Here is a 20,143-nt window from a genome sequence, read left to right as displayed (position 1 = left end):
TATTTTCATCAACTTTTATCATTATATCTTGTCGAAACATTTATATATTTAAAATTGAGTTCGACATAATTTTATTTACTATCATACTGTTTACAAAAACAAAAAGAAGGTGTCATCAAGTCAAAGTTCGACTTATGCAACATCCCTCTTTCCAAACTATTTATAGCATATTTATTAATATTTCAGGTCTTCCCCAATTCATTTCTTCACAAACAAATCTAAGTTTTTCTTCATCCATTGTGTGTAACCCTTCTTCTAGTGAACATGAAATTGGAACTTCACAGTGAATTTCGGCTAATTGTAACGAAATATTTAAGTTCTCTAAATCACTTTCAATCTTCGTACGCTGCGCTTTTGTTAATGATTCTACATTTTCTAGTACAGCTGATACTGTTCCGTGCTCTTGAATAAGCTTATACGCTGTTTTTTCACCGATACCTTTTACACCTGGATAATTATCACTTGTATCTCCCATGAAAGCTTTTGCATGGACGATTTGCCACGGCTCTACACCTTTTTCTTCCATGATTTTCTCCGGTGTGTAATATTCGTAATTTCCAATTCCTTTACGCAGAAGCATAACTGTAACGTTCTTATCAACAAGTTGAAGTAAGTCCGTATCACCTGTTAAAATATAAACTTCAGCTTCATTGCAGTATTGTTTTGCAAGCGTACCGATACAATCATCCGCTTCGTAGCCTTTCATACCGATAACTGGAATGGATAATTTCGCAGTCATTTCTTGCACTAAATCGAATTGAGGAATTAATTCTTCTGGTGGCGCTGCACGATTTGCTTTATAATTCGAGAACGATTCTGTTCTAAATGTCGTACTTCCCATATCCCAGCATGTAACGATATGTGTTGGTTCGATCGCTTGCGTAGCTGTTAATAAGTGTTTCATATAACCATGAATCCCGTTCGTAGGGGTTCCATCTTGTCGTTTCATAAATTGTCCGTAGACACTTGTTGCGTAAAAAGCACGAAATAATAGTGCCATACCATCAACTAATAATACTTTTTTCATAATTCCTCTCCTATTAAAAAAATAATAACCTTACGTTATCACGTAAGGTTATATAAATAGATTACCATTCTACGTTTTTGCTCAACTTTGTCTATTATACATTGTTTTTGTATATTTAGCACCATTAACACATTAAGACGTTCTACTACAACAAGTATGCAATATGCCTGAATACGTATTTTTTCCAGTAGAAACAACGACAGCCTTTGCATTTCCACTAACGATATGTGAACCTTTAAAACATACATTTTCAAGCTCAAGTGGATTATAATCTTTCATCCGTTTTAATGGAATAAATCGTTTACGTTCAAGGTGATAGCAGCTTTCAAACTTCTCTATATTCGCTTCGTTTCCCGTTAACACAGACTCATTCACTAATAAATCATCTGCATAAATAATACGTACATCAGCCGGCACAGCATCTCCAGCCGAAAGAAAAATTATATCTCCAGGTACAAGTTCTTGCACTGGTATCTCCATCATTTTCAGTTCACTATTTAGCCCTGTACTACTAGAACATTCTACTCTAGATACAGTAATCGTTTCACGTTGTAATTCATCACACACACGTTGTTTTGAAAAACCTGGAATCATGCCACCAAGCTTCATCATTACTTCTGCGAGAAGTACTCTTTTTGAAGTTAGTTCATTTCGGCCATATACTTGAATACGTTTTTGTGCCTCTTTCATTGATAGTCCGTCTCTTGTTGTTTTAAAATATGCAAATACAGATTTTACATCTCTTGTTGCAATTTCAATTAATAAATCTTTATTTTTTTGGAGCATTGTTTGTTCTTTTATTGATTTTTTACTTAGTTTATATGACGTGTTACCCACAGTTTTGTTTGCATATAACATATTATCGTCTCCTCCTTTACAACATAGGAAGAAACGCTTTGTTTCTCAATTTATCCACTTTACTGTGAAAGTGTCTCGCGTTTTATAAACGCTACATTATGATAAATATAGAGGGAGGAACAAATCGTTTCCTGCCTACATCATATATTTTTGATTTGAAGTATATGGGTAACGGAACCGAGTCAGAATTTGACATGCTCCTCACCTCCTCGTTTAATTTTATAGTTTATACTATGAAATTACTCATAGCTTGGTAACAAAAAAGGCCCCTACCCTTAAGAGAGTAGCGGCCATTACATACACAAATAAACGATTTCTAATATAATTAGAAATCTACGGACCTCTCCCTCACCGAGTTTTAGCACTGTATAGCATAGGTACATTACCAGCTACGTTAAGAAAAACCTTAATTCGATCATTCCTGTTGACCCATTGGCGTCTCTCGACATTTTTGGGCAGTAGCATTTCTCTATACAGGAGCCTCACCTAACAGAGACTTATTTTCATTACATTGAAAATGTTACTCTTATTTAAAATAGATGTCAACCGTAGCCTATAATTTTTTCAAAAGGTATGGCAAACTAACATATATAAAGTGAAACTTTAATCAGCCCTCACCAATCGGGCTTTTACGGGATAAAATAAAAAACTTTACGTTTAAACGTAAAGTTTTTAATAAGTTATACAACCAGCAATTACAATCCCAATTGAAATTGATAAAAACATAAGAAAAAGACCGACTGCTTGATTATCTTCTTCGAGACTTTTGTTTATATTAAAGCGTGGTGTAAGCCACTCAGCTAAATAAAAGACGATAATTTGAGCCAAAATCCCAACTGCTCCCCACGAAATCATATCAAGAAGTGAAATTGAATTAGCTGCTGTCGAATATAAAACAACAGCTAACCCAAGTAATCGTCCTCCAAGCACATAGCTTACCGCCTTATTTCCTTGGGCCATTAACTTAAATTCCTTTACTTTCGTTGTCACTTCCATCAAGAACAGACCTATACATAAAAGGCCGAGTGTTACTACTAAATATAATAAAAAATTAATCATTTTTTCCCCTCCTTTTTATACCTACCGGTAAATAGTACGATTCATTTCCTGTAATCTTTTCTCCCGCACGAATACCGATACTACTCGCTTTTCCAGCAATTAAAAACGAACCAAACACATATGACAGTTTCTCGATCCCTTTTTCTGTTTCCAAGGATACGACTGGCAGTTCGATATACTTTTGAAATATCGGCAGTGACGCTTTATATGTTTGGTGTGCATTTTGAAGCATAATATTTTCGTCTTTATCGCGAATCGTAATTGTATCTCCTTCTCTCCCAAATGAAGGTTTTTGAACGAAAGAACCTTTTCCTAAAAATAAATCTGGTTCTAAATATGTAGGTAACATATATTCTTTAATCCACTGTTGTTCCTCATTTGTATAAAAGGCCTCTTCTTCTGCTAACCCCCAAATAAGACACTGAATTGATTTTGGCTGAAGTAAAAATGCTGACAAAGGATTTATTATAAAAAGCTTTCCGGCTTTTACAAGTTGTAACAATTCCACACCTACCAAATCTCCTGTTTCAGGATCTTGATCCTCAATTAAATCTTCTATCGGATATGTTTGGCGATATAAAACATCAATCTTCGCCCCATCTTTATCGACTAGAGCATCCTTTGTAATTCTAAGTTCTGACATTGGCACTACTTTATTTTCAACATGGCATAGCTGACTTAAATACATAGTGGTATTCCAATCCTCGATATGTTCATGATGTGCTGTAAAAACAACATTTGGATTATCTAATCCCTTTGTCGCTTCCATTACTGCTTTCGTTACACCAGAAGATAGCAATCGTTCTTGATCCGAGTTTGGATCATCATAGCCTAGATTTCCACATACTTTCCCATTCATTTGAAAGCATTCCATAATAAAAGTTGGTGTATCACTATTAAACTCAAGCATTTTGATTTGGTTATCCTCTGTTACGGCAAAATCAAATCGCGAAATTACAGATTCAGGATAAAGCCCTTTCATTCTAATGAATGATAAGCTCGCAGGAGGAAAACCAAGCTCAAGAAGCTGTTCGTCACTTAAATTTCGCAAAAGTCTAGCAGTCTTAAAAAATATTTTACCCATTCGTTCAGTCGCTAAGTGTACTTGTTCCAAAGTCTGATTTGTTATAGAAAAAACATGAAACAAACTATACTCACATTCATATAAATCCGACCAAAAATTCGGATATTTTAAATAAAATTCTTTTCTATCCCTTATGTATTGCGACATATTTTAGCCCCCAAATCCTCCCTTTGAACCGCTTCCAATTCCACCTTTAAATTCAGCAGACGATTGATACGATTTAAACGCCGATGAATTTTTAAAAGTGGATTTATTTTGATAGTATCGTCCACCATAGAAGTAATGCCCACGATAACCTGAACTACTATCATCACACTGCCATACCCCAAGTTCATCATCCCAATCCCAATCAGAACAACTATTATCATTCGGTTTTGGGGGAAGATCTTGTGCGCAACCAAATAAAGTGCCAGTCATTAAAGACGTTACGACACCACCTACTAGCCATTTCGTTTTTGTCACCTTCGCACTCCCCTTTTTAAATTCTATTCCTATTATATAGGATGGCATGATAAAGTAGAAGAAAAAGGAAGAAGAGGGATTAAATGCGCTTAGAATATCGACTTAATGATGAAACGAAAGGGTATCCTGCTTTATGGAACTACGCCAATATTTCTAATTCTGAAATTATCGCACGCATGACTTGTGAATATTTTATTAAAGAGAAAAATACTTATGTTGTTACTGCAACTTCGGTTGATCCAGACGGAACAGGAGTTATTTATATTCAAAAAGAAGTTTTCACAAATGACCCTTCAGACCCTACATACTCCTACATCGGTTTTGAAATTAGAGAACTAAGTGAAACGAGTTCAAACATAGTAGATAGTCAAGATGTATGGAACTATGAAGAAATTTTACCATCTCTTCATTCAGATATTATATATATTCAGCGAGACGGCATGTCTATGGAGTTCTCCTTAGATTCAAGAGAGATTGATGAAGACAGAAAGTGCTACATTTATTACGGAAACTTCACAGGTGAATCAAGATAATATTGATATATCTATGCAACAAAAAAACCTTACGTATAAAACGTAAGGTTTTTATATAGCCCCACATATGCCGTTCTCTCTAGATGTCCATAAACCTGCTCTCACAGGTGGATGCTCTCACAAATGTTTGTAACTTCCTTCTTAAAAAGATGGCATGTTAGCTACATTTAAATATTGAACTTCCATATTAAACTTATTGGTTTAAGACATGCATAAGCTACGTACACCGTAGGAATTTTATATAAGGTTAGTTGAAATAAGACCCCCGCACGTGCCGCTCCTCGTAAATGTCCAAAAACCCGCTACTCGCAGGTGGATGCCCTCACAGTTACCGTACATCTTCCTCCACAAAGAAGGCTTGATGATGGTCGCTAAATATTGAGCTTCCGTATAACTAACATCGGTTTTAGACATAAATAAGTTACGCACACCGCAGGATGTATTATTTACTTGTCGTTATATTATCACATTGTTTCTAATGTGTAAAATACAAAGTTTTTCGAGCAATCTCTTGCTTGTGACCTTATTTTAATACAAATTATTTTTGCATGCAAGTGATTAATCTTCTTCTTTTGCAATTTGATTTTCTGGATAAGAAATCCAATCACTCCAGCTACCTGCATACAATTTTACATTTTGGAATCCAGCTAATTTTAATGCAACGATATTTGGGCACGCTGTAACACCAGAACCACAATATACAATTGTTTCCTTATCTTTCGAAAGATTTTGGAAGCGTTCTTGTTGCCCAGCTCCATTCTTAAATTGTCCTGATTGCAACATTCCATCCTTCCAAAAATGGTTTACCGCTGTCGGAATATGACCTGCTTTATGATCGACAAGTTCCTCGACACCAGCATAACGCTTTGGCTCTCTAGAATCAATTAATGTAACATCCGCACCTGCACGGATATTCTCTCTGACCGTTTCCATCGTTACAAGCATATGATCTTGTATGTTAGCTTTGAATGTTTTTCGTATAACAACAGGAATTTCCGTTGTTGTCGGTAGTCCATTCTCTTTCCAAGCCGGGAAACCACCATCTAATATATATACTTTCTCATGTCCTACATAGTTACATAACCACCATAAACGAGCAGCATTTGCACCGGCTTGACTGTCATACGCAATTACTGTCGTATGTTCATCAATACCAGCCTCCGAAAGCTTGTCTGCAAACTCCTCAATATTTGGTAAAGGATGGCGGCCACCATGTTCTGCTATAGGACTTGATAAATCTAAATTCAAATCAAAATATAACGCATGAGGAATATGTCCTTCTTCATACTTTTCTCTACCCCAATTAGGATTCGCTAAATCAAAACGACAATCGATTATACGGACATTCTCATCTTCTATATGCTCACGTAACCATTCGACTGTAACTATCATCTTTAACGACCTTCTTTCTCTTTCAAACGACTTACATACTCCATAACCATTTCTTCTGTAACATATTTACGCTGCAAGGTAATACCATTTTTTGCAAGATCATTAATTTGCTTCGTTACAACATTAATGACATCAACCGAAAATTCTTTCCCATTTGACGCAAGAGATACGGCAGCTTCAATAGCTGCTTCACGCTGTGCATCTAATTGTAAACATGCTTTTACACTTTCATTTTGTTTACGAGAATGTGCTGTAATTGCTTTATGTACTTCCATCTTCTCTTCCCCCTAAATAGTTATACGTTTTTATTCAATTCCATTGCAAGCCGGATCATATCACGACATACAATCCCATTTTCAATAATCTCTTCTTCATAATGCTTCGAAAAGTAATCAAAATCAATAGAAAAAATACGAAATCCACATTTTTGATATAAAGCAAGTTGTGAAACACTAGAATTGCCTGTACCAACTTCAAGTTTTGACATACCATATCCTTTAGCAGTTTCTACAGCATGCCTTAATAGCTTCTTCCCAATCCCTTTTCCTTGTAAATGCTCTGCAACCGCAATATTCATGATTTCCATCGTCTTTGGCCTTGTTTCCAAAAGAACATATACACCGATAACGCTCCCCCCCTGCTTAGCTACGTATGTTAATCCTCTTTGTACATATGTAGCTATTTGCCGTTCACTTGGATCAGCAAGTAGCAATAAAGACTTCGGTATAGCCTCTTTTGGAATACGTTCTATTACAACAGACATAAAAAATTCCCCCTTCTCTATTGTTCTAAACCCTCCTTGTCTACCATAAGTAATAGAAAGGAGGGATTCACCATGGACAACAATGAGAAAAAATGCAACGTCATCTCTATTGATGGAAAGAAGAAGAAAAGCGACACGTATTCCTATCCAAAATTAGTAGTTGAAAACAAAACATATGAATTTTCTTCATTCGTCTTATGCGGTGAAACACCAGATGGCAGACGACTCGTTCTTACTCATATGATTTCTACCGATGAATTTGCTGGATTTGTAAAATCTTTAGATACTGTACTGCAAAAGAAAATTGAACGAATCTTTTTCTCCTAACGACTATATAACATAAATTTCTTTTTCAATCTCTACTAACTGCTTTTGCAATTGTTCTTTACTTTGTTCATATAGAGATACATCAATCGTTTCAGCCAATGCAAACAATATACTTTCATAATAGTTCATCACATCTTGCTGCATCACTTTTTGGAATAAGTTCCACTTCATATCCCACTCTTGCTTATAATGATGAACAAATAAATCTTTTTCATCAGCTACATAGTTTGATACGAACGGTTCTAATACAGATTTAGCGTCTTCTTGCATAAAAGCTTTGTCATTCTTTTCAAAAAAGCTTTTCTCATTTTTAAAATGTGCCAGTGCTTTTTTGAAATCTTTTATTTCAACTGAAGGGAACGGTTCTTTATGTGTAATATCTTTATATTCATACTCCACTGTTCCATTCATAGAAATTGATTCATTTTCTACTTTACAGTTCACTACAATTTCGTCCTTTGCACGCTTCATCGCTTCGTCTATCCATTTTTCAAGGCGTAATGATGTCGCACGCATTTCTTGCAATAAATCATGCTGAATAAATGCTACTAAATCCATAACACACTGTTGCAATTGTGTTTTCACATTTCCATCCGTTCGAAGTGACGCCGGATTAATAAATTCAGTAAACACATCGTTATAGCGTAGGAATAGACGCTGTTGCACGTAATAAAGCAACTCTTTCACTTCATTTTGCATCGCCTGTTCTTCAGCAAGTACACTATATGATGAAATGATATGAAGTAGTTGATCACGCTCTGCTTCATATTTTTTCGTTTGCTTCTCTTTCTCTTCATTCCCCTGTTTTGCACCCTTTATCATGTTTACTAAAAGCTGATCTGCCCCTTGCAAAGCACCATATAGAGCATGCACAGAAACAAGCATTAAATCTCTCATCATAAAGGACGTAAATGATTCCTCAAACTTCGTAATCCCAGAGTTTTGTAAAATACCATACTTCTCTTTTTCAACATTCTTTCCTTGTTTCTCTTCAAGCGCACATAAACTTGAAATTGCAAATAAACGCGGATTTCTAATACCGTATTGCAGCAGCTGATCTGCGATATAACCTTTTACCATTTCAAGTTCTTCTTCAGACTCTGCTAAATCCGCCGCATTAATTAAGAAGAACATTTTATCAAGGGCAAAAGTATCCTTTACACGACCAAGCTGAATTAAAAATTCACGGTCAGCACGAGAGAATACATGGTTATAATATGTTACAAATAAAATAGCATCTGCGTTTTTAATATACTGGAATGCAACATCCGTATGGCGAGCATTAATAGAATCCGCTCCAGGTGTGTCTACAAGCGCTACTCCCTGCCTTGTTAAAGCACAATCATAATAAAGTTCCATATACTCAACGAAGCATGATTTCTCTTCATTCGCTACATAATCAGAGAACTCTTCTAATGTAACTTGTACTTGTTCTCCTAAATAAGTAGAAACTGCATCATACCCTTTTTGTACCGCTCGTAAAAAGCTAAATGTTGTTTTTTGCTTCCCAGTTGGTGAAGGATATTTCATAATTTTATCAATTTGTGCTAACGCTTCATCTAACGTAGCAATCTCATAATGAAACAGCTTATAAACAGCTTTCATATCTTCTAATAACGCTTGCTTTGATTTAAACTGAACAATTACTGTTCCGTGTGGTTTTTTCTCTGTAACCGGCAAAATTTGATTAATCGTTGCCGTCGTCGGGTTTGGTGATACAGGAAGTACTTTCTCACCGAGTAAGGCATTGGCAAATGATGATTTTCCAGCACTAAATGCCCCGAATAACGCTACTGTAAATTGTTTTGTTTCCACACGTCTTCTTTTCTCTATTACCTCTTGCTGTACATGTTTCAGCGCAGGCAATGGCTCTAATATCGTTTCAGCTTTTTTCACTTTCTCTAATATCCGCTGAATATTTAAAGCCGCCGTTCCTTTCAGCTCTTCTTCATGAACCGCTACGTTATTGTTTACGATTTCCTGCTCTTGTAGTGTAAATTTCTCACTAACAATTTGCTTTTCCCTTTGCAATATCTCATCTATTTGCAACCCTTCAGGCGTAGCAACATGATCGTGCCAAACATTTCGTAAATGGTCTTCATATGCCTCCAAATTGTTACTGTATTGTAATTGTGTTTCTTTCGCCGTTTGCAACATCGTATATGTTTCAATCTCTTCTTCAATACGAGCAACTGCTTCCCTTACCTTTTGCTTTAAAACGACCGCACTTTTATCAAAAATTTGCTGTGCTTTTATAAAATAACGTTTCTTCAGTTCATTCGCTACATCCGCTGTATAAAGAAGTAAGTAATCACCTGTGAAACCTGCACCTTGTTTAATTACTTCGGCCAACATTTCTGGTCCGAAAGCAATTTCTAACCCATATATGTCTTTCCCAACTTCCTCCGTGAACAATCCTTCTTCTTTTAAGAAGGCTACAATAAATTCCTTCACATGAAAATCAAGCTGCGTTTCAACAATTTTTTGAAGGGCAGAATAAAACACCTCTACACGTCTTTGTTTTTCTTGCTCCGTCTTTCCTTTCGAAAATAGCAAACCGACCTTAAATTTTGTTAATTTCGTTTCTAAATATGCATTTGCCAATTCTCTCATTTCAAATGGCATTAAATAAGCGTTATCTAATATAGCTTGTAAACCTTTTATAAATTCGTTTCTCACATGAGATTCTTTACTTGCCTCACGATTTTTCGCTTCCGTTAACTCTTCCTTCTTTTCAACTACCTCTGAAATAGAAAGTGGTGATGCTAACTCTTCCTCATATTTCAAAAGAGCTTTTTCATTTTCAGAAAAAATAAACGAGAAATGTTCCCCCATTAAATATTCTGTTTCTCGCTCCATTCCAGTCCTTACATACTGCTCTTTTTCTTTCATAATAGAAGTAATTAACGCTTCTAAGCTTCTAATTTCATTATGTGGATGGTTCATCATTCGTAATGACGTATAATAAACACCATCTACTTCAATATCCCAGTTAGAGAATGATTGTTTTACACTATCTTTATAATTCTCAAACGATAATTCATTTTCTTTATGTTTATCTATTTGATTTACAACGAGATAAACCGTTTTATTACGTTGTTTCAATTCTTTAACAAATTGTAAATTCACTTCCGATTGGACGTGATTATAATCCATCATATAAAAAATGACATCTGCCAGATGAAGTGTCGACTCTGTCGCTAATTTATGGGCATCATCTGTTGAATCAATCCCTGGTGTATCAACTAACATAACCCCTTCAGGAATTGGCGCGTCGTTTCGATAAATATGAACACCAATTACTTCATCGCCGTCTTTACAAATTTGTTTTAATTCTTCTGCTGAATATGCACCGTCATATTCGTACTGCTCTCCAGATTTAACCGTTACAACAACACGATCCATTCCTTTTTCAATTTTGACAACGTTAGCGCTTGTCGGAATTGGACTTGTCGGTAACAACTGCGCTTTATATAAATGATTCATCATCGTTGATTTCCCTGCAGAGAAGTGACCGCAGAACGCTATCATAAGCTGTTCTTGTTTATATTTTTGAATTACCTCAAACAACTTTAAACTATTCTCTGCATCGCCGTGTTTTTGCCACTCTTCATAAAAACAAACAAGTTTTTTCATACCGTTTGTCTGTACTATGTTTGTCATCCCCTTGTTCCCCTTTATCCAAGATGTATATACTTTTCCCCGCTATTTGCGAGTTCATAACCAGTGAGAGTTACACCTACCCATTGATTACAGTTTCACTTTACTATCATACTAAATTTTCAGCATATTCTCATTAAAAATAAAAAATCCCTTTCATTCTTTTTACAAATGAAAGGGATTTTATGTCATATCACTCATTTTGCTGTTCCTACTCCATTTAAAACATACTTCGCAATAACTGCATATACAGCAACTGTACCTGCTACTAATGCATATACCATACTCATGCACCAACCTTTTTTTGATAATGATTATCACTTTTGAATACAGTTTATCATTAAAGAGAATCATTATCAACACTTTTCATAAAGAAAGCTCCTTATAAGAAGGAGCTTTACTGCCTGTTTTGAAAAAGGTTAAAACTTGTTGTGCACTCTTATTATATCTCATCCTACATAACTTAACAGTTTAAAAAAATGGAAATATCCCCTATCCCCTCCACCTTACATTTTGTATAATAAAAGGGAATTACTTAACAAGGAGGAAAAAAATGACACAAAATCTCACACAAGGCGAGAGGATACACTCCATTGATGTTATTAGAGGAATAGCTGTACTAGGTATTTTTCTTGTGAATTGGCCTGTTATCGCCGGGGTTGACTCACGTGATCTTTCAGGAATTTACGAAGGGATAGACAGCTACATTCGCCTATTTTACGATATGTTTATTCAAACGAAATTTTATACAATTTTTTCGTTTTTATTCGGATTAGGTTTTTATATTTTTATGAGTCGTGCTGAAGCGAAAACAGATCATCCAAAAATTTTATTTGTTCGCCGCTTATTTATTTTATTATTATTCGGTTTCTTACATTACGTTCTTTTATGGGACGGAGACATTTTACATACTTATGCGATTGCTGGATTTTTCTTATTTTTATTTTATAAGAGAGAACCTCGTACTATTTTAATATGGGCTATCGTTTTATTGAGTATTTTTCAATTCATTATGCTAATGGCTGGTATTACGGTTGCATTGGTACCAAAGGAAGAGCTAGGTTTTTCCTTACCTATCATGCCATTAGAAGACTGGCTGTCACAAATACAAAATCGTTTCCATGCATTTTACGCTGATGGAATTGGATTAAATTTACTTATGCTTCCAGAAACAGTTGGGCTATTTTTACTTGGTTTATACGCCGGCAAAAAGGATATTTTCCGCCGCACGAAAGAGTTAGATCCAAAACTTAAAAAATGGCAAATTATTATGTTCCTTTTAACATTACCAATGTGGTTCTTCATGGTCCGTTACTTCTTATCAAAACCATTTTATGAACCAATTTATATGCAGGTCTTTACAATGTTTAGCGGAAAAACGTTATTCATATTCTACATTTTCACTCTAATGCGTTTATTACAAAAAGAAAAATGGCAAACGTTATTACGTCCATTCCAATACGTTGGACGAATGGCATTAACAAATTACATCTCGCATACAATTGTTACATTACTTGTATTTGGTCTATTACTTAAAAATTATTATCCTGCTCCATTATGGGTTGGACCAATATTCTGCATTAGTTTCTACACGTTACAAATCTTTATTAGCCGCTGGTGGCTTTCACATTACCAATACGGGCCACTTGAGTACATTTGGCGTCTTGGTACTTACGGGAAAATGATGCCACTTAAAAAGAAAAGCAAGGTCTCATAACGAGACCTTGCTTTTTTACGCTTCTCTTACTGCATTTTGCATAGATACTGGCTCTTCTTCTACTTTCACTTTACGCTGCGGCACCATATTAAATACGATATTTAAAAGTACTGCTGACGCACTTCCAAGTACAATTCCGTTATCTGTTAAAATACGAATGTTTTCTGGAAGTTGTGAAAATAATGTAGGAACGACTGTTACGCCAAGCCCAATTCCGACAGAACATGCAACGATTAATAAGTTTTCTTGTCTTCCGAAGTCAACGCTACTTAACATTTTAATACCGTATGCCATAACCATACCGAACATCGCTAACATCGCACCGCCCAGTACTGATTTCGGAATAATTGTTGTAATAGCTGCGATTTTAGGAATGAAACCAAGTGCGATTAACATACCACCGCAAGTATAAATAATAACGCGATTTCTTACTCCAGTTAATTGAACAAGTCCTACGTTTTGAGAGTATGTTGTATATGGGAACGCGTTGAAAATGCCACCTAACACCATCGCTAATCCTTCTGCGCGATAGCCTTTTGTTAATTCTTTTTCACCGATTTTTTTATTGCAAATATCAGATAATGCAAAGTATACACCCGTTGCTTCTACAATCCCTACACAAGCAACGAGAATCATCGTAATAATTGGTGTTAATTCAAATGTTGGTGTACCAAAGTAAAATGGTTGAATACCGTGGAACCAATCCGCCTCTCCAACCGCTTGCAAACTTACTTTCCCCATAAACGCTGCAACGATAGTACCGAACAATAGACCTAGTAAAATAGAGATTGAACGAATAAATCCATCAAAGAAACGATACATAATGATGATAAATAATAACACACCAAATGCTAATGCTAAATTTTCAAGACTACCGAAATCCTTACTTCCTACTCCTCCAGCCATATCATTAATTGCTGCTGGAACAAGTGTAACTCCAATTACAGTAACAACAGATCCTGTTACAACAGGTGGAAACAGTTTTACAAGTTTTCCAAATAATTTCGCAAAAATAACAACGAATAACCCAGCAGCAATAATTGCTCCATAAATTGAAGACACACCGTATTGTTTTCCAATCGCAATCATCGGTCCAACGGCTGTAAATGTACAACCAAGTACAACGGGAAGTCCTATACCGAAAAAGCGATTTGATAATGCTTGTAAAATTGTCGCAACGCCGCACATTAATAAATCAATTGAGACTAAATATGTTAACTCTTTTTGATTTAAACCAAGTCCACCGCCCACAATAAGCGGAACGATAATTGCTCCAGCATACATTGCAAGCATATGCTGCATACCAAGCGATGCAATTTTAAATGGATGCTGCTTCATCGTTTATTTCACCTCCGCAGTTTCTTGCTGTACAAATGTAACTGTGCCGTTATCAAGTGATGCAATTTCTGCTAGTGATTCAACACGAACGCCTTGTTCACGAAGCTTCTTTCCTCCATCTTGAAATGCTTTTTCAATAACAATTCCAATTCCTGCAATACTCGCTCCAGCTTGCTCTACTAAACTCATTAAACCTAAAGCAGCCTGACCGTTTGCTAAAAAGTCATCGATGATTAATACACGATCATTTTCATCGATATGATTTCGAGATAATGAAATTTCATTTGTTTCTTGTTTTGTAAATGAATATACGTTTGCAACGTACATATTATCTTGTAACGTTAACGATTTACGTTTTCGTGCAAAAATTACTTTTACACCAAGCTCTAATGCAGCCATAACTGCTGGTGCAATGCCTGAAGATTCAATCGTCACGATTTTTGTAATGTTCTCTTCTTTAAAACGTTTAGCAAATTCTTTTCCGATTTCTTGCATAAGTACTGGATCAATTTGATGATTTAAAAAAGCATCTACCTTTAATACGTCACCAGATAAAACCTTTCCTTCGTTCAAAATCTTTTCTTGTAATACTTTCATGTTTGTTCCCCCTCTTATGCAATAAAAAAACTCCAAAAGCCGCCACCACTCGTTACAAGTGAGAGACGCGCTTTTGGAGTTTCGCAAAAAAAGAATGCTAAACAAGCAATTATATTCGTCCTCACTCATAGTCAAAGTATTTACGGTACTTCGGTAGAAACTTGCAGGCCATATCCCCGCGATTATATGAGTGTAGCTAACTATTTATTTTATAGAAGGATTATAACGTACTTTTTATGCTTTGAAAAGCATTTATCGAAAAAACACGTACAAATTTTTAAAAACTACTATTTTTGTTCGAGTTTTGCAAACTCTTTCATTTCCAATTACAACTTCGTTAAAATGATTGGCCCATCTTTTGTAATCGCAATTGTATGCTCATATTGAGCTGATAATTTCCTGTCCATCGTTCGTGCAGTCCACCCATTTAAATCTACTTTAGAATATCGCATACCTATATTTACAATCGGTTCAATTGTAATTACCATTCCTTCTTGTAACTGAGGTCCTTGTCCTTGTTTCCCAAAATGAAAAATTGCTGGTTCTTCATGAATCTCTTTACCGATTCCATGTCCCGTAAAGTCTCTTGCAACAGAAAAACCTTCATTTGTTACATAACTTTCAATTGCATAGCCAATATCTCCTACATGGTTATCGATTATCGCCTGGTCAATTCCTTTATACAAAGCATTCTCAGCTACTAACAACAACTTTTCTGCTTCATCAGAAACTTTTCCAACTCTATACGTCCAAGCAGAATCTGAAAGACCCCCATTTAAGTTTACTACCGTGTCAATTGTTACAATATCACCCTCAGTTAAAGGAACATCGGCCGGAAACGCATGACACATTTCATCGTTTACAGATGCACATATCGCATATGGATATCCGTTGTACCCTTTCTGCTCAGACGTTGCACCATGCTGTTCTAAATATGCTTCAACAAACGTATTAATTTCTTTTGTAGTAATACCTGGTTTCATCATCTTCGCAATTTCTCTATGACATGAAGCAAGTAATTTTCCAGATTCATGCATTAACTCTATTTCATTTTTCGTTTTAATTATACTCATGCTGTCTCTCCTTACTAAACTTGCTATTTACTATTAAACTTCAATCATACACATCCTCTTCCCAAATTTCAAAACTTCCAATTACAAAAAGTATGATTTATTTCTGCATAAAAAAACAGAAGGAGATTCTTCTGTTTTTTAATCATTTTTACATATATAATTCATTTTCAAAAACTCAAAACAACTACCATTTGTTTTCTGTATAAACGTTCCAACTACTTCAAACCCTGCCCTTTTATACACTTTAATCGCTCTCTCATTAAATATAGCTACTGATAGTGTTATATACTTGCATCCATATTTTTCTTTACTAAAAGCTAGTATAGCGTTTAAGAACTGTAAACCAAATCCGTTCCCAGTTATATTAGGTCTCATTCCAAGACCAATATCAACCGTTCCGTCATTTATTTTACAAACAGTAAAATAACCAATGAGAGTGCCATTTTCCTTCACAGAAAATGTATGATTCCCTCTACTTTCATCATGTAAAAATTCAGCTAAATCTTCTTCATCTGCCTCTATATCGTAAAAGGAATATTTCCCTTCATAATGCCAGTTGTATGCAATTTCTTCTGCTTCTTCTTGCGTCATTACTTTATATGTATAGTCCATTCTCCCATCCCCCTTTAAAAAAGAGCTGCAATTAAGCAGCTCTTTTTTTACAACTCATAAATCTCTTTATATTTCGCTTCTAAATAATCGGCTAAGTAGTTTGCATTTAAGCCTTCACCTGTTACATCTTCTAAAATTTCAAGTGGCTTTTTCGTTTTACCGTATTGGTGAATGTTTTCTGTTAACCATTCACGAATTGGTGTTACGTTTCCTTCTTCTAATAATGCATCAAAGTTCGGAATGTCTTTTAACATTCTTTGCTTAAATTGCGCTGCATACATATAACCAAGTGCATAAGATGGGAAGTATCCAAATGAGCCACCAGCCCAGTGAACATCTTGCAATACACCTTGCGCATCATTTTCCGGACGAATTCCTAAATATGCTTCCATCTTATCATTCCAAGCTGCTGGTAAGTCCTTCACTTGTAATGTACCATCAAATAATTCTTTCTCTAATTCATAACGCACCATAACATGAAGCGGGTATGTAAGCTCATCTGCTTCTATACGAATGAATGACGGCTTCGATTCGTTAATTGCATCATAAAATTCATCGACTGACATATCATCAAATTGACCATCGCTATACTCTTTTAATAAATCATAATTTTTCTTCCAGAATGATTTATTACGGCCGATAAAGTTCTCAAAGAATAATGATTGTGATTCGTGAATACCCATAGATGTACCACTGCAAAGTGGTGTACCTTCAAATTGTTCTGCAATGTTTTGTTCATATACTGCATGACCACATTCATGAATTGTTCCAAATACAGCCATACGGAAATCTTTTTCATCATAGCGTGTCGTAATACGAACATCCCCTCTATTTAATGTAATTTCGAAAGGATGTACTGTTTCATCAAGACGACCTGCTTCAAAGTCATAATTCAATTGCTTTAATAGTTCTAATGTAAAGTTCTTTTGTTTTTCTTTTGAAAACTGTTCCGATAAAGCACTTGTTTTTAATCCTTTTTTAGACTCAGAGATTTCTTTTACAAGCGGCACGATACGCTCACGAAGTTGACCAAATACGTGATCTAAAACTTCTACTGTAATACCTGGCTCATACATGTCTAATAATGTATTGTATTTATATGTTTCATAACCCCAATATGTAATAAATTTCTTTTTAAATTCAACAATTTTTTCTAAGTACGGGCGGAACATTTCGAAATCAGATTTTTCGCGAGCTTCTTCCCACACACTCTCTGCTTTCGCTTCTAATTTCACATAAGCCTCATATTCAGCTTGTGGAATTTTTTTATTTCTATCATATTCTTTCCGACACTCTTCAACCATTTTCTTTGTCGTTTCAGAAAGTTTATCTTCACGTATTAAAGCTTCAAGTTCTGTTAAATAGTTTCCCATCTCATCTGAAGTCGACATAGCAAACACTTCTGACGAAAGCATACCAATTACTTCTGAACGCTGATCTACACCTTTTTTGGGTGCACCTGTTCTTAAATCCCAAAACATTAAACTTAATGCTTCTCCGTAATTCTGTATCTTCTTCACGTATGTTAAAAATTGTTTTTCTACCTCATATGTAGCAACTGTCATCGTATAAAAGCCTCCTTTTTCTACCTCAAACTTAATTCGACATGGAAACATAAATTCCTTTTATAATAGAAAAAAAGCTTGGCAAGCGCCAAGCTTTCTCCTTATAATTCTTTACCTTCTACTGGCAGTACATTTTTCACAGCTGCAACTACTTTCTCATCTTCTGAATCAGATAAGAAGATTGATATAGCACCTTTATCTTCACTTGTACGAATTAAACGCCCAATTCCTTGACGAAGTCGTAAAATCATATATGGTACATCTACATCCCAGAATGGATCATTTACGTGCTTACGTTTCGCTTCAAACACAGGATCGTTTGGAGGGAATGGTAATGACCAAATAATAACGTGTGATAATGATGAACCAGGAATATCTAAACCTTCCCATAAATGAACCGCACAAAGTACAGTCTCTTCTTCATTTTGGAAACGAGAAACGAGCTGGCTAATTTCCTGATCTCCTTCATATAAGAACGGAACCGACATTTGCTCCTTACTTACATACTCTTTGAACGCTGCAAGCTCTTGCGTTGTACGGAATAATACAAGCGTACGTCCATTTGTTTTTTGTATATTTTCAAGTGTATATTGACACTTTCTTTCCCATTCATTTTCTTTCGTATGCGATAGTAAGTTTACTGCCATTTGCTCTTCGTAATCAAACGGTGAAGCAACTGAGAATGATAAGTAATCTTTTACCCCTAGGCTATTAGCTGTAAACGCGAATGAATCATTGTTCGATAATGTCGCAGAAGAGAAAATATACGGTATTTTCTTCGAGAACACTTTCTCTTGTAATACTTCTTCAACTGCACGCGGCATAATCACTAATGTGAAGGCACCATCACCTTCTTCACCCCAAGTAATTACATTTTTCTCGTGCATGAACAGACGAAGTGAATGTTCTAATACATCTAAATGCTCATCAACAATATTTAAATCATACGTGTTTACTGTATGCATTTCACTTTCGAATACTAATGCATCTCCAACTTCACCGATTTTTGCATAAAGTCGTTTCGCTTCAGCTGTTACTTTTTCTGTCACAGTAATTTCTAAACGATCAGAACCGGCAATTTCTTTTTTGTTTTCTTGTAACACATCAAAGAATCGCTCTGTTTGCCAAATTGTTTCTTCTACTAAATGTGCAAACTCCTCACGAATATCGTTTTGTAGCAATCTCGTTAAAAGTTGCTCCATCATTGTTTGCTTTAAACGGTATGTTAAAGCTTTTTGAGCTGCATATTCTACAAGATGTCCTTCATCGAATACAACGCAGCTACTTTCTGGTAATAACGGAATTTGCCCTTCACGCTTACGAGCATCGTACGTCCAAATATGATCCATATAGAAATCTTGAGAACAAATAATTAAATCTGCTGCTTTACGATAATGTTCACGAGAAAGAGTTTGTCCACAACGATGACGAGAATCACAAGTAAAACAATCTTGGAAGTAATCCCAATTTACTTTTGACCATTCTTCGTCATTTAAAAGTGGAAATTCTTTTCTGTCACCATAGTGAGTAAAGTTTTGCATCGTACCATGATCGAATACAAACTGTGGTAACTCATAATATACGTCTTCAATTACTTCTGGAGCTCGTCCACTCATAACATCTTCAAGTTTACGTAAGCATAAATAATTATCCATTGATTTTGCAAGCCTTACATCAACAGATAGCCCTAATGCTTCAGATAACTTAGCGATGTCCCCTTCTTCTTTCACAAGCTGCTCAATTAACGTTTCATCTGCACAAGCAATAATAGCTGGTTTCCCAGTATAACGCGCGTAACAAATTGCATATAGAAGATATACAATTGTTTTCCCTGTTCCTACACCAGCTTCTGCGAACATAACTTTCTTTTCTTGGAAAGCGCGTTCTAACTGAAACGCCATAAAAATTTGTTCATCACGCTCTTCAAAGCCTTTTTCCGGAAGGATGTCGTAAAACACATCTCCAATCCACTCATTCAACTTATCATAAAAATTATCTTGTTTTCCTACTTCAAATGGTAATCTCTTCTCAGTAAACATCCTTAGCCTCCAACCAAAAAGTTTTTCTATAAAAAGA

Annotated in this window: 18 protein-coding genes, 2 other RNA genes and 2 riboswitches; of the genes, 3 read left to right on the top strand and 17 right to left on the bottom strand. The window is 35.5% G+C overall.

Translation table 11 applies throughout. From position 1 onward, the window contains the following. Positions 1–160: 160 nt before the first annotated feature. The 5 genes from NST90_RS07960 to NST90_RS07940 form a co-directional block, all read right to left on the bottom strand. On the bottom strand, positions 161–1,027 hold the full coding sequence (locus tag NST90_RS07960; RefSeq protein WP_000757067.1) for a 5'-3' exonuclease: 867 nt from the start codon (positions 1,025–1,027) through the stop codon (positions 161–163). A 132-nt stretch (positions 1,028–1,159) separates the two neighbouring features. Beyond that, on the bottom strand, positions 1,160–1,885 hold the full coding sequence (locus NST90_RS07955; RefSeq protein WP_000964955.1) for a cation-transporting P-type ATPase: 726 nt from the start codon (positions 1,883–1,885) through the stop codon (positions 1,160–1,162). A 337-nt stretch (positions 1,886–2,222) separates the two neighbouring features. After that, positions 2,223–2,386, bottom strand: a riboswitch (M-box (ykoK) riboswitch). A gap of 171 nt (positions 2,387–2,557) precedes the next feature. Then, entirely contained in the window at positions 2,558–2,944 is a 387-nt protein-coding gene (locus tag NST90_RS07950) for a DUF350 domain-containing protein (RefSeq protein WP_000606868.1), read from the bottom strand. Then, positions 2,937–4,175, bottom strand: a complete 1,239-nt coding sequence (locus tag NST90_RS07945; RefSeq protein WP_000084947.1) for a glutathionylspermidine synthase family protein — start codon at positions 4,173–4,175, stop codon at positions 2,937–2,939. Before NST90_RS07945 ends, NST90_RS07950 begins: the two co-directional genes overlap by 8 nt. A gap of 3 nt (positions 4,176–4,178) precedes the next feature. Beyond that, positions 4,179–4,490 (bottom strand): hypothetical protein, encoded by a 312-nt coding sequence (locus NST90_RS07940; protein ID WP_000169030.1) that lies wholly within the window; start codon positions 4,488–4,490, stop codon positions 4,179–4,181. A gap of 83 nt (positions 4,491–4,573) precedes the next feature. Between NST90_RS07940 and NST90_RS07935 the strand changes: the two genes are divergently transcribed. After that, on the top strand, positions 4,574–5,023 hold the full coding sequence (locus tag NST90_RS07935; protein WP_088867702.1) for a hypothetical protein: 450 nt from the start codon (positions 4,574–4,576) through the stop codon (positions 5,021–5,023). Positions 5,024–5,077: 54 nt separating this feature from the next. Here NST90_RS07935 and ssrS (NST90_RS07930) read toward each other — a convergent pair. The 5 genes from ssrS (NST90_RS07930) to NST90_RS07910 form a co-directional block, all read right to left on the bottom strand. Beyond that, a non-coding RNA gene (gene ssrS, locus NST90_RS07930) (6S RNA) lies at positions 5,078–5,261 on the bottom strand. Between the two features lie 21 nt (positions 5,262–5,282). Then, positions 5,283–5,465: non-coding RNA, 6S RNA (gene ssrS / locus NST90_RS07925), on the bottom strand. 116 nt (positions 5,466–5,581) lie between these two features. Continuing rightward, on the bottom strand, positions 5,582–6,415 hold the full coding sequence (locus tag NST90_RS07920; protein ID WP_000637559.1) for a sulfurtransferase: 834 nt from the start codon (positions 6,413–6,415) through the stop codon (positions 5,582–5,584). A 2-nt stretch (positions 6,416–6,417) separates the two neighbouring features. Next, complete coding sequence (locus NST90_RS07915; RefSeq protein ID WP_000451814.1) at positions 6,418–6,690, bottom strand: YpbS family protein; 273 nt, start codon at positions 6,688–6,690, stop codon at positions 6,418–6,420. Between the two features lie 20 nt (positions 6,691–6,710). Next, positions 6,711–7,178, bottom strand: coding sequence for a GNAT family N-acetyltransferase (locus NST90_RS07910; protein WP_000117689.1), 468 nt, complete (start codon positions 7,176–7,178; stop codon positions 6,711–6,713). Positions 7,179–7,250: 72 nt separating this feature from the next. On the opposite strand from NST90_RS07910, the gene NST90_RS07905 reads away from it, so the two are divergent. Further along, positions 7,251–7,505 (top strand): DUF3931 domain-containing protein, encoded by a 255-nt coding sequence (locus NST90_RS07905; protein ID WP_000369740.1) that lies wholly within the window; start codon positions 7,251–7,253, stop codon positions 7,503–7,505. A 3-nt stretch (positions 7,506–7,508) separates the two neighbouring features. Here NST90_RS07905 and NST90_RS07900 read toward each other — a convergent pair whose 3' ends face one another. Then, positions 7,509–11,168 (bottom strand): dynamin family protein, encoded by a 3,660-nt coding sequence (locus NST90_RS07900; RefSeq protein WP_088867701.1) that lies wholly within the window; start codon positions 11,166–11,168, stop codon positions 7,509–7,511. Between the two features lie 550 nt (positions 11,169–11,718). On the opposite strand from NST90_RS07900, the gene NST90_RS07895 reads away from it, so the two are divergent. Beyond that, positions 11,719–12,882 carry a DUF418 domain-containing protein gene (locus tag NST90_RS07895; RefSeq protein ID WP_000193194.1) on the top strand — a complete coding sequence of 388 codons (1,164 nt, stop codon included), beginning with the start codon at positions 11,719–11,721 and terminating at the stop codon, positions 12,880–12,882. A 15-nt stretch (positions 12,883–12,897) separates the two neighbouring features. Here NST90_RS07895 and pbuX read toward each other — a convergent pair whose 3' ends face one another. The 6 genes from pbuX to NST90_RS07865 all read right to left on the bottom strand — a co-directional run bounded on the left by pbuX (position 12,898) and on the right by NST90_RS07865 (position 20,106). Next, positions 12,898–14,220 carry a xanthine permease PbuX gene (gene pbuX / locus NST90_RS07890; protein ID WP_000809212.1) on the bottom strand — a complete coding sequence of 441 codons (1,323 nt, stop codon included), beginning with the start codon at positions 14,218–14,220 and terminating at the stop codon, positions 12,898–12,900. 3 nt (positions 14,221–14,223) lie between these two features. Then, positions 14,224–14,817, bottom strand: a complete 594-nt coding sequence (locus NST90_RS07885; protein ID WP_000866483.1) for a xanthine phosphoribosyltransferase — start codon at positions 14,815–14,817, stop codon at positions 14,224–14,226. 108 nt (positions 14,818–14,925) lie between these two features. Further along, positions 14,926–15,027, bottom strand: a riboswitch (purine riboswitch). A gap of 116 nt (positions 15,028–15,143) precedes the next feature. Then, complete coding sequence (locus tag NST90_RS07880) at positions 15,144–15,890, bottom strand: type I methionyl aminopeptidase (protein WP_000022486.1); 747 nt, start codon at positions 15,888–15,890, stop codon at positions 15,144–15,146. A gap of 138 nt (positions 15,891–16,028) precedes the next feature. Beyond that, positions 16,029–16,502, bottom strand: a complete 474-nt coding sequence (locus NST90_RS07875; RefSeq protein WP_000386765.1) for a GNAT family protein — start codon at positions 16,500–16,502, stop codon at positions 16,029–16,031. Positions 16,503–16,549: 47 nt separating this feature from the next. After that, complete coding sequence (gene ypwA, locus NST90_RS07870) at positions 16,550–18,067, bottom strand: carboxypeptidase (RefSeq protein ID WP_000215074.1); 1,518 nt, start codon at positions 18,065–18,067, stop codon at positions 16,550–16,552. 101 nt (positions 18,068–18,168) lie between these two features. Continuing rightward, positions 18,169–20,106 carry an ATP-dependent DNA helicase gene (locus tag NST90_RS07865; RefSeq protein WP_000493700.1) on the bottom strand — a complete coding sequence of 646 codons (1,938 nt, stop codon included), beginning with the start codon at positions 20,104–20,106 and terminating at the stop codon, positions 18,169–18,171. Between the last annotated feature and the right edge of the window lie 37 nt (positions 20,107–20,143).

Source organism: Bacillus sp. FSL E2-8900 (assembly GCF_037966225.1).
Classification (GTDB): domain Bacteria; phylum Bacillota; class Bacilli; order Bacillales; family Bacillaceae_G; genus Bacillus_A; species Bacillus_A cereus.
The sequence above is the reverse complement of the archived record's forward strand: the minus strand, read 5'-3'. Positions and strand labels throughout refer to the sequence as shown.